The organism is Cupriavidus sp. SK-3, assembly GCF_000611145.1.
Lineage (GTDB): Bacteria > Pseudomonadota > Gammaproteobacteria > Burkholderiales > Burkholderiaceae > Cupriavidus.
In genome coordinates, this window is record NZ_JFJV02000011.1 from 20,352 (window position 1) to 29,684 (window position 9,333).

Annotated in this window: 9 protein-coding genes; 7 read left to right on the forward strand and 2 right to left on the reverse strand. The window is 65.7% G+C overall.

Features of this window, described 5'->3' with window-relative positions:
• Positions 1–746: Bug family tripartite tricarboxylate transporter substrate binding protein (locus tag CF70_RS00755; protein ID WP_235184839.1), on the forward strand; the 746-nt coding region annotated here is incomplete at its 5' end.
• A 31-nt stretch (positions 747–777) separates the two neighbouring features.
• Entirely contained in the window at positions 778–1,761 is a 984-nt protein-coding gene (locus tag CF70_RS00760) for a fumarylacetoacetate hydrolase family protein (protein WP_035859096.1), read from the forward strand.
• On the opposite strand, the gene CF70_RS00765 is transcribed toward CF70_RS00760, so the two are convergent.
• Positions 1,758–2,942: a CaiB/BaiF CoA transferase family protein gene (locus CF70_RS00765; protein ID WP_414629415.1), complete on the reverse strand. Its 1,185-nt coding sequence runs from the start codon at positions 2,940–2,942 to the stop codon at positions 1,758–1,760. The genes CF70_RS00760 and CF70_RS00765 overlap by 4 nt on opposite strands.
• Positions 2,943–3,010: 68 nt before the next feature.
• On the reverse strand, positions 3,011–3,826 hold the full coding sequence (locus CF70_RS00770; RefSeq protein WP_051647948.1) for an enoyl-CoA hydratase/isomerase family protein: 816 nt from the start codon (positions 3,824–3,826) through the stop codon (positions 3,011–3,013).
• 168 nt (positions 3,827–3,994) lie between these two features.
• On the opposite strand from CF70_RS00770, the gene CF70_RS00775 reads away from it, so the two are divergent.
• The 5 genes from CF70_RS00775 to CF70_RS00795 all read left to right on the forward strand — a co-directional run bounded on the left by CF70_RS00775 (position 3,995) and on the right by CF70_RS00795 (position 9,169).
• Positions 3,995–4,825, forward strand: a complete 831-nt coding sequence (locus CF70_RS00775; RefSeq protein WP_081861976.1) for a GntR family transcriptional regulator — start codon at positions 3,995–3,997, stop codon at positions 4,823–4,825.
• Between the two features lie 166 nt (positions 4,826–4,991).
• Entirely contained in the window at positions 4,992–5,861 is an 870-nt protein-coding gene (locus tag CF70_RS00780; protein ID WP_051647950.1) for an enoyl-CoA hydratase/isomerase family protein, read from the forward strand.
• Positions 5,862–5,944: 83 nt separating this feature from the next.
• On the forward strand, positions 5,945–6,817 hold the full coding sequence (locus CF70_RS00785) for a PhaM family polyhydroxyalkanoate granule multifunctional regulatory protein (RefSeq protein ID WP_035859102.1): 873 nt from the start codon (positions 5,945–5,947) through the stop codon (positions 6,815–6,817).
• Between the two features lie 69 nt (positions 6,818–6,886).
• On the forward strand, positions 6,887–8,107 hold the full coding sequence (locus CF70_RS00790) for a patatin-like phospholipase family protein (RefSeq protein WP_414629416.1): 1,221 nt from the start codon (positions 6,887–6,889) through the stop codon (positions 8,105–8,107).
• A gap of 198 nt (positions 8,108–8,305) precedes the next feature.
• The gene (locus CF70_RS00795; RefSeq protein ID WP_035859104.1) at positions 8,306–9,169 is read left to right on the forward strand and encodes a ferritin; all 864 of its coding nucleotides are present in this window, start codon (positions 8,306–8,308) and stop codon (positions 9,167–9,169) included.
• Positions 9,170–9,333 lie beyond the last annotated feature (164 nt).

A 9,333-nucleotide genomic window follows, 5' to 3' on the forward strand; every position in this document is an offset into this window, starting at 1 on the left:
CCGACGCCGTGGCACACAGCAAGCCTGACGGTTACACGCTGCTGACGGCCGATACCGCCACGCTGGCGGCCAATCCTTCGCTGTACAAGAAGCTGCCCTACAACGCCGAAAAGGATTTCGTGCATGTGAGCATGGTGGCGCGCTTCCCGCTGATCCTGGTCGCCACGCCGAACTTCCCGGCACGCACATTGAAGGAAGCGATCGAGTATGTGCAGAAGAATCCCGGCAAGGTCAATTTCGCCTCGCCCGGCGCCGGCAGCCCGCACCACCTGGCCATGGAACTGTTCATGGACCAGACCAGGACGAAGATGACACACGTGCCGTACAAGGGCGCTGCTCCGGCGGTGCAGGACCTGCTCGCCGGCCAGGTGGAACTGATGTTTCTCGACCTGGCGTCCGGCCAGCAGAACGTCGCCGCTGGCAAGGTGCGCGCCCTCGGCGTGGCCACGCCCAAGCGCCTGACGGCGCTGCCCACGGTGCCGACGGTGGCCGAGGCCGGCGTGCCCGGCTTCGAGGCCTATGCCTGGCAAGGCGTGGTGGTGCCGGCCGGCACGCCCAAGCCGGTAGTGACGCGCCTGAACGCCGAACTGGTGAAGGCGCTCAAGAGCGCCGACGTGCAGAAGCGCTTCGAAGGCATCGGCGTGGAGCCGGTATCCAGCACACCCGAGGAATTCGCCCAGTACGCCCATGCCGAAGCCGAGCGCTGGGGCAAACTGATCAAGGCCAAGGGCATCACGGTAGACTAGCGGGCCGCTTTTTTCCTAACGCATTGCATACATGAAACTCGCCACCCTCAAGGACGGCTCGCGCGATGGCCAGCTCGTGGTCGTCTCGCGCGACCTGAAGACCGCCCACTACGTCAACGATGTCGCCGGCAAGCTGCAGAACGCGCTGGACGACTGGAACTTCTATGCGCCGCAGTTGCAGGACGTCTACGACGCCCTGAACGCGGGACGCGCGCGCCATCCGTTCGCCTTCGACCCCAAGGCCTGCATGGCGCCGCTGCCGCGCGCCTACCAGTGGGCCGACGGCTCGGCCTATGTGAACCACGTGGAGCTGGTGCGCCGCGCGCGCGGCGCCGAGATGCCGCCCGAGTTCTGGACCGACCCGCTGATGTACCAGGGCGGCTCCGACGACATGATCGGCCCGCACGACGATATCGTGTGCGCCAGCGAAGCCTTCGGCATCGACTTCGAAGCCGAGATCGCCGTCATCACCGGCGACGTGAAGATGGGTGCCAAGCCCGAGCAGGCCGCCGACGCCATCCGCCTCATCATGCTGGCCAACGACGTGTCGCTGCGCAACCTGATCCCGGCCGAACTGGGCAAGGGCTTTGGCTTCTTCCAGAGCAAGCCGGCTACGGCGTTCTCGCCGGTGGCGGTCACGCCCGACGAGCTGGGCGAAGCCTGGCGCGAACGCCGCGTGCACCTGCCGATGACCGTGCACTGGAACAGCAAGAAAGTGGGCGCGCCCGACTGCGGCACTGACATGGTGTTCGATTTCGGCCAGCTCATCGCCCATATCTGCAAGACGCGCAATGTGCGGGCGGGCAGCATCGTGGGCTCCGGCACCATCTCCAACGTCGACCGCAGCAAGGGCTACTGCTGCATCGCCGAGAAGCGCATGCTGGAGATCATCGATGGCGGCCAGCCGGTCACCGGCTTCATGAAGTACGGCGACGCGGTCAAGATCGAGATGTTCGACGCGCAGGGCCGTTCGGTGTTCGGCGCCATCGACCAGCTGGTGTCGGCCCCGCACTAAGCCACCGCAGGTTCCTTGACGATGCCCTGCGCGAGCATGGCAGCGATCTCCCGCTCCCCATAGCCACATTCGGCAAGGAGCGCTCGCGTATCCTCCCCCAGCCGGGGCGACGGCCGCAGGTATTGCGCCGGCGTCTCGGACAGCTTCACGGGCAGCCCGATGGTCTTGATCGGGCCCGCCTCGGGATGCTGCTGCTCAACCACCATGCCGCGCGCGAGCGTTTGCGGGTGACTCAGGGCTTCGCCCACGGAGTGGACGGGCCCGGCCGGAACCCCCGCCTTGTCGAACGCGGCCAGCCAATGCGCTGACGACTGCGTCTTCAGGATCCCGGCGATCGCCGGCAACAGGGTGTCGCGATTGCCCATGCGGTCGGAATTGAGGCGATAGCGCGGATCCTCCAGCCACTCCGGACGGCCGAGCACTTGCGCAATCCGCTCCCAGTTCTTTTCGTTGGCGCCGCCAATGATGATATGGCCATCCTGCGTGGGGAACGCCTGGTACGGGGCGATGAGGACGTGCGCCGATCCGCTCGGGCCAGGGGACTCTCCCGTCGCGAAATGGATGGCGGCATGCCAATAGAGTTGCTGAAGGCCCGCTTCGATCAGCGAAGTCTCCACAATCTGGCCCCTGCCCGTCCTTTGCTTGTGCTGACAGGCGGCGAGGATACCGAATGCCGCGAGAATCCCTGCATTGATGTCGGCGATTGAATTGCCTGTACGCAGCGGCGGCCCGCCCTCCTCGCCGGTGATGCTCATCAGCCCCGTAAATCCTTGTGCGATCAGATCGAATCCGCCCTTATCGGCCGCGGGGCCGGAGCGGCCGTAACCCGAGATGGCGCAATAGACCAGACCGGGATTGATCGCCGAGAGCACGTCGTAGCCGAGTCCGAGTTTCTCCAGCGTCCCCTTGCGGAAATTCTCGATCACCACGTCTGCCTCGCGGATCATGCGAAGGAACACCTCGCGGCCCTCCGGCTTCTTGAGGTCCAGCGCGATGGCGCGCTTGTTCCGGTTCAGCATCAGGAACGGCGCGGACACGCCGTTGATCTGGGGATCCCGATAGCCGCGCGCATCGTCGCCGCCGTCGACCTTCTCGATCTTCACGACATCGGCGCCGAGGTCGGCAAGCATCATGCCGCAGGTGGGGCCGGCCATGATCTGGGCAAGCTCAAGCACGCGCATGCCGGCAAGCGCGCCGGGTGCGGGACGAGAATTGGTTTCTGACATCTCGGATCCTTGAATGAACGCTATCAATGCCCCGAGAAGCGCGGCGTTTCCTTGGCGAGGAAGGCCTTGAAGCCGGTTTGGAAATCCTCGGTATCGAAGCAGTCGAAACCCTCTTCGAGATCTCGTGCGGTGAGCGCGTCGCCGGCAACCAGCTTGCGTGCGAACTTCTTGTGCCAGTGCGCCACAAGTGGCGCCCCGGACGCGATGCGCTCGGCCGTGGCCCGGGCTTCCGCCGCGACCTGATCATCGGGAACCACCCGGCTGACCAGTCCCATGCCGTGCGCTTCGTCCGCGCCGAAGATGCGTCCCTCAAGCAGGATCTCCAGGGTGCGCGACTCGCCAACAAGCCGGATCAGCGGTGCCATCTCCTGGTAAGCCATGACCAGGCCGAGATTCTTGATCGGCGCCCCAAAGCGGCTGCCCTGCCCGCAGATGCGGATGTCGGCCATGGCGGCGACCTCCAGCCCGCCGCCGACACAGATGCCATGGATTTGCGCGACAACGGGATGCGGACAGTCCAGGATCGCCTGCGCGGTGCCGTGCATTACCTTCCCGTATGCGATGGCCTGCGCCTTGTTTGATCGCGCCACGGCAAACTCGGAGATATCGTTGCCGGGCGAGAACGCCCGCTCCCCGGCGCCCCGGATCAGCACGCAGCGCACCGACGTGTCATCGGAAAGCTGGCGAAATGCGTCGCCGAGCTGCTGCCACATCTGCAAGGTAAAGGCATTCAGCTTTGCGGGCCGGTTCAGCACCACCGTGGCGATCGCGCCATCGCGCCCGACCAGCAGCGGCGCTGCGTCGGGATCCTTGATATCCGTACTGGGAGCCTGGGTCATCGGTCCTTCTCCTTATCGCCCTTTTTCCCAAGGGACGGGGGCCTTATCATCGTCCGCACGGCAACGTTGTCCGTGCGCGGCCGAGCCTCCCGCCTTCCCGGTCCGACCGCCCAAGCCATTTGGTATACCATACTCCAAACAAGAAATTGGACGAAGGAAGATTTGCTCATGGTTTACCCACAAGACGATGTTTCGTCCGACGATGCGGCGGAGGCGCTGACCACGAAGCCCGCCAAAGCCGAGGCGCCGCGTCTTCCCGTCGCCCGAAGCGGCGGCGAACGGGGCAGGCGGACCGGCCCGGCGGCGCCAGCCCTTGGCGCCGCCGACGATCCCCTGGCCATCGACCACCCGACGCTTGGCGCGGTAGTGGCCGAACGCCTGCGGCAACTGATCACGGATGGCACCCTGGTCCCCGGCGTCTGGCTGAACGAGCGCGACCTGTGTGAACGATTGCGCGTTTCGCGCACGCCGCTGCGCGAGGCCTATCGCCTGCTCGCCTCCGACGGACTCGTGATGCTGCTGCCGAAGCGCGGCGCGCAGGTCATCGCGCTGTCGGCGGAGGACGTCGGCAACCTGTTTGACGTGCTGGCCGTGATGGAAGGGCTGGCAGGACGCCAGGCCGCCGAGCGGGCCACGGACGCCGAGCTGCAACAGATCGCGCAACTGCATCGCGCAATGCTCGACGCGTATGCCGCGCGAGACATCCAGCGGTACTTCGAAGCGAGCATGGGTACGCACGTGGCGATCAACGCGGCTGCGCACAATCCCGTACTGACCGAGACCTACCGCAGGCTCAATATGCGGGTGCAGAACCTGCGCTACAAATCGAACGTCGCGCTTGGGGAGTTGTCCGCCGCCACCTCGGACCACGAGGATTTTGTTGCGGCACTGCTGGCGCGGGACGGTGCGAAAACCGAAGCGCTATTGCGCCAGCACGTGCTGGAAAAGCGGGACTTTGCGGTGAATGAAGCGCGCGCGAGAGAAACTTCCGGCGATTAGCGGCGACAGGATGGGGAGTGCTTATAATTGACCGACCGACCGGTTGACTAATTGCCGTCGACTATGCGCCGCCGCAGCGCAGGCTCCGGCGGCGCCCCCGGGCTGCGATGCGCGGCCCGGTCCCACCATGATCCACTATGGAATGGCCACCGCCATCGCTCCCCTCATGACCGCAATCCCTCCGCAAGATGCTCCGCAATCCTCACCGCTGCCCCAGCCCGACGCCGCGCCGTTGTCGCCGCGCTACGACCGCTACCGCGCGCTGACCCTGCGCAGGCATGGCCCCATCCTCGAAATCGTGATGGGCGCGGACCAGTCCGCCAACCGCAAGCTGGCCACCGCCGACGCCAACATGCACCGCGAACTGGCGGAAATCTGGCGCGACGTCTCAGCCGACCCCGAGGTGCGCGTGGCGCTGATCCGCGGCGAGGGCAAAGGCTTCTCCGCCGGCGGCGACCTGTCCCTGGTGGAAGACATGGCCAACGATTTCGCCACCCGCACGCGGGTGTGGCACGAAGCACGGGACCTGGTCTACAACGTCATCAACTGCGACAAGCCAATCGTCTCGGCCATGCATGGCCCGGCAGTCGGCGCCGGGCTGGTGGCCGGGCTGCTGGCCGATATCTCGATCGCGGCCAGGACCGCGCGCATCGTCGACGGCCATACGCGGCTGGGCGTGGCGGCAGGCGACCATGCCGCGATCGTGTGGCCCCTGCTGTGCGGGATGGCCAAGGCAAAGTACTATCTGATGCTGTGCGAGTCGGTGAGCGGCGAAGAGGCCGAGCGCATCGGCCTGGTGTCGCTGACCGTGGACGAGGATGAACTGGTCGAGCGCGCCTTCGACGTGGCGCGCCGGCTGGCCGCCGGGTCGCAAACGGCGATCCGCTGGACCAAGTACGCGCTCAACAACTGGCTGCGCATAGCGGGCCCGGCGTTCGACAGTTCACTGGCGCTTGAATTCATGGGCTTTGCCGGCCCCGATGTACAGGAAGGCGTGGCGAGCCTGCGGCAGAAGCGGCCGCCGAAGTTTGATTGATGCAGTTCGACTAATGTAGTTCGACTAATGTAGTTCGACCCCGCAGCCGGCACCGCCGGCTGCCGACCCCCGGAGACGAAACGATGTTCGGCCAGATCCCAGATTTCACCAACGGCTTCGAGTTCCTCCGCAAGATGTGGGGCAGCGCCGCCGGCATGCCCGGCGGGCTGATGCCGGGCCTGCAGGCCATGACCCCGCCGATGAACCTGGAGGAAGTCGACAAGCGCATCCACGACCTCAAGGCCGTGGAAGGCTGGCTGCAGCTCAACACCAATTTGCTGCGCACCACCATCCAGGGCCTGGAGGTCCAGCGCGCCACCCTGGTGGCGCTGCAGACCATCGGCACCGCGCTTTCGCCCGAGGCCATGCAAAGCGCCATGGAAAACGTCGCGCGCACCGCCGGCTCGCCGAGCGCCGCGCCGTTCCAGCACAAAGCGGAACCCGCCGCGGCAAGGCGCGTCTGGCCCGAGCCCACGGTCGAGGAGAACGAGGACGAGGAAGACAACGGCCCCGACGTCCCCGAAGCGTCCGCAGCCGGCCAGGCGGAACAGCCGGCCGCCGCCTCGGGCCAGGGCAGCGCGCCCCCGCCCGATGCCAGTCTGTGGTGGGATGTGCTGCAGCAACAGTTCAACCAGATCGCCAGCAGCGCCGCAACCGCCAGCCTGACACCGTTCGGCAATCTCGGTGGCTTTGGCATGCCCGGGGCGGATGCGCAGCCCGGATCTGCCGCCAAGCCCGCGAGCAAGCCGCCGGCCAGTGCCGCCAAGACGACCAGGGCGGCCGGCAAGCCCACCACCAAACCCGCCACCAAGGCCGCCGCCAAACCAGCCGTCAAGGCCGCGGCCAAGCGTCCGGCCAGCAAGAAGCCCGCGGCGGCCAAGTCCGCTCCGGCGAAAGGCACGACCGGTACCCCCGCATCCGGGGACAAGCCGGATGTGCCCGGCGAGCCGCACTGAACCCGTGCCGGACCTGGCCGTGATCCACCCATCGAGCCAACACCCTTGGTGAAGACCACCGCGCTGATCATGATGGGCGGCGGCGCCCGCGCCGCCTACCAGGCCGGCGTGCTGCAAGGCCTCGCCCGCATCGCCGCCCGTCACGGCCTGGATCGCGGCCGCACTCCCTTCGATATCATCTGTGGCACGTCGGCCGGCGCCATCAACGGTGCAGGCATGGCGATCAACGCCGCCAATTTCCGCGCGGCGGCCGACAGCCTGGCCGCGCTATGGAGCGGCATCCATGCCGAGGACGTCTACCGTACCGGCGTGGTCGGCGTGGGCGCATCGGGTGCCCGCTGGCTCTCCGCGCTGGCTTTCGGCTGGGTCACCCGGCGCGCGCCGCGGGCGCTGTTCGACAATACGCCGCTCGGCGGCCTGCTCTCCGAGCTGTTCGACTCCGAGCGGGTACAGGCGAGCCTGGACGCCGGCGACCTCCAGGCCTTGGCCGTGACGGCGCTGTCTTACAGCACCGGCCGCCACGTCACCTTCTACCAGTCGCACCGCCGCATCCATCCGTGGCGCCGCAGCCAGCGGCTGGCCGTGGAAGCGAAGATCGGTGTGGACCACCTGCTGGCGTCCTCTTCCATTCCCTTCCTGTTCCCCGCGCTGCCGCTGGAACTGGACGGGCATCACGAGTGGTTCGGCGATGGCACCATGCGCCAGATGTCGCCCCTGTCGCCGGCCATCCACCTGGGCGCCTCGCGCATCCTCGCCATCGGCGCCGCGTCGCGCCAGCGCCCGGGCTGGTTCGACACCGTACCCGCTGGCGGCTACCCGTCGCTGGCGCAGGTGGGCGGCCAGGCCCTGGCGAGCATCTTCCTCGATGGCCTGTCCGCGGACCTGGAACGGCTGCAGCACATCAACAACCTGCTCTCGCGCATGCCGGAAATCGCCAACGACAGGGAGGGCTGGCGCCCGGTGCAAGTGATGACGATTTCGCCCAGCGAACCCATCGAAGCCATCGCTGCCGCACATGTACAACAGTTGCCGCGCACCGTGCGCGCCTTGCTGACCCCGCTGGGCGGCACCGAAGCGCGCGGCGCGGCCTTTGCCAGCTACCTGCTCTTCGAGCCTGAGTTCACCCAGGCACTGATCACCCTGGGCGAACAGGATGCCCTGGCGCAACAAGACGAACTGGCCGCCTTCCTGTATGACATCATCCCGCCCGATCATGGCAACGAGATGGGATCAACGTCCGCGCGCCCGGCTACACTGGATCATGAACCACCTGCCCGCGCGATGGCCTGACCTACAGGCACGGCTCAGCCGCAAGTGACGCATACAACTCCCTGGCGCGCTTGGAAAATTGGTGGAACAAGCGATATTCGCCCATAAATTAAGTACCGCGCAGATCCAGCCGCATCCGCTCCCATCGTTTCCGCATGAAAAGAGCATTGGGAATAATTCGCATCTGGTAGAATCTGCCCGTAATTTCAAAGGCTTACCATGCTCTACCCCGAACTGTTCAAATCGCTGGAAGCGGTACGTTGGCACATGGACAAGGATATCCCCTGGGATTCCTTCGACCCGAGCCTGCTCACGGACGACCAGGCCAAGACGATCCGCATGAATGCCATCACGGAATGGTCGGCCCTGCCCGCCACCGAGATGTTCCTGCGTGACAACCGCCACGATTCCGACTTTTCGGCATTCATGAGCATCTGGTTCTTTGAAGAGCAGAAGCATTCGCTGGTGTTGATGGAATACCTGCGCCGCTTCCGCCCGGACCTGGTGCCGACCGAGGAAGAACTGCACGCCGTGCGCTTCGAGTTCGACCCGGCCCCGCCGCTGGAAACCCTGATGCTGCATTTCTGCGGCGAGATCCGCCTGAACCACTGGTACCGCCGTGCCGCCGAATGGCACACCGAGCCGGTGATCAAGCAGATCTACCGCACCCTGTCGCAGGACGAAGCCCGCCACGGTGGCGCCTACCTGCGCTACATGAAGAAATACCTCAACCAGTTCGGCGACAGCGCCCGCTCGGCCTTCGCCAAGATCGGCGTGCTGATGGCCTCCGCCCGCCGCACCGAAAAGCCGCTGCACCCGACCAACCTGCACGTCAACAAGGCGCTGTTCCCCAACGACACCGTGCAATCGCGCCTGCCGGATCCGGACTGGCTCGAGCACTGGCTCGACGAGCAGATCCGCTTTGACGAAGGCTGGGAGAAGAAGGTCATCGAGCGGATTCTGCACAATATGTCGCTGTTGTTCGAGCGCACGTTTGAGACGGTGCAGGATTTGAACCGGTATCGGAAGGAGTTGAATGCGAAGTTGCAGGCGGCTGGGGGGGCGCAGCCGGCGCAGGCTTGATTCAGGTTTGGTTTTTTGAGCTGCCTTCGGCGGAACGGGCCCCATCGGTTGATGGGGTTTTGTTTTTTTTGGGGTTGAGAGGTGGGTGTGTTGGTGCTGGGTGCTGGGCGTTGGGCGATTGGTTTAACTGCTTAACTTCAACTTCAACTTCAAAAGCCTAAAGT

What these genes read in the sequence shown, in the direction of transcription:
- CF70_RS00760 (WP_035859096.1), top strand. Translation starts at nt 778, where the DNA reads ATGAAACTCGCCACCCTCAAGGACGGCTCGCGCGATGGCCAGCTCGTG.
- CF70_RS00765 (WP_414629415.1), bottom strand. Translation starts at nt 2,942, where the DNA reads ATGCGCGTGCTTGAGCTTGCCCAGATCATGGCCGGCCCCACCTGCGGC.
- CF70_RS00770 (WP_051647948.1), bottom strand. Translation starts at nt 3,826, where the DNA reads ATGACCCAGGCTCCCAGTACGGATATCAAGGATCCCGACGCAGCGCCG.
- CF70_RS00775 (WP_081861976.1), top strand. Translation starts at nt 3,995, where the DNA reads ATGGTTTACCCACAAGACGATGTTTCGTCCGACGATGCGGCGGAGGCG.
- CF70_RS00780 (WP_051647950.1), top strand. Translation starts at nt 4,992, where the DNA reads ATGACCGCAATCCCTCCGCAAGATGCTCCGCAATCCTCACCGCTGCCC.
- CF70_RS00785 (WP_035859102.1), top strand. Translation starts at nt 5,945, where the DNA reads ATGTTCGGCCAGATCCCAGATTTCACCAACGGCTTCGAGTTCCTCCGC.
- CF70_RS00790 (WP_414629416.1), top strand. Translation starts at nt 6,887, where the DNA reads ATGATGGGCGGCGGCGCCCGCGCCGCCTACCAGGCCGGCGTGCTGCAA.
- CF70_RS00795 (WP_035859104.1), top strand. Translation starts at nt 8,306, where the DNA reads ATGCTCTACCCCGAACTGTTCAAATCGCTGGAAGCGGTACGTTGGCAC.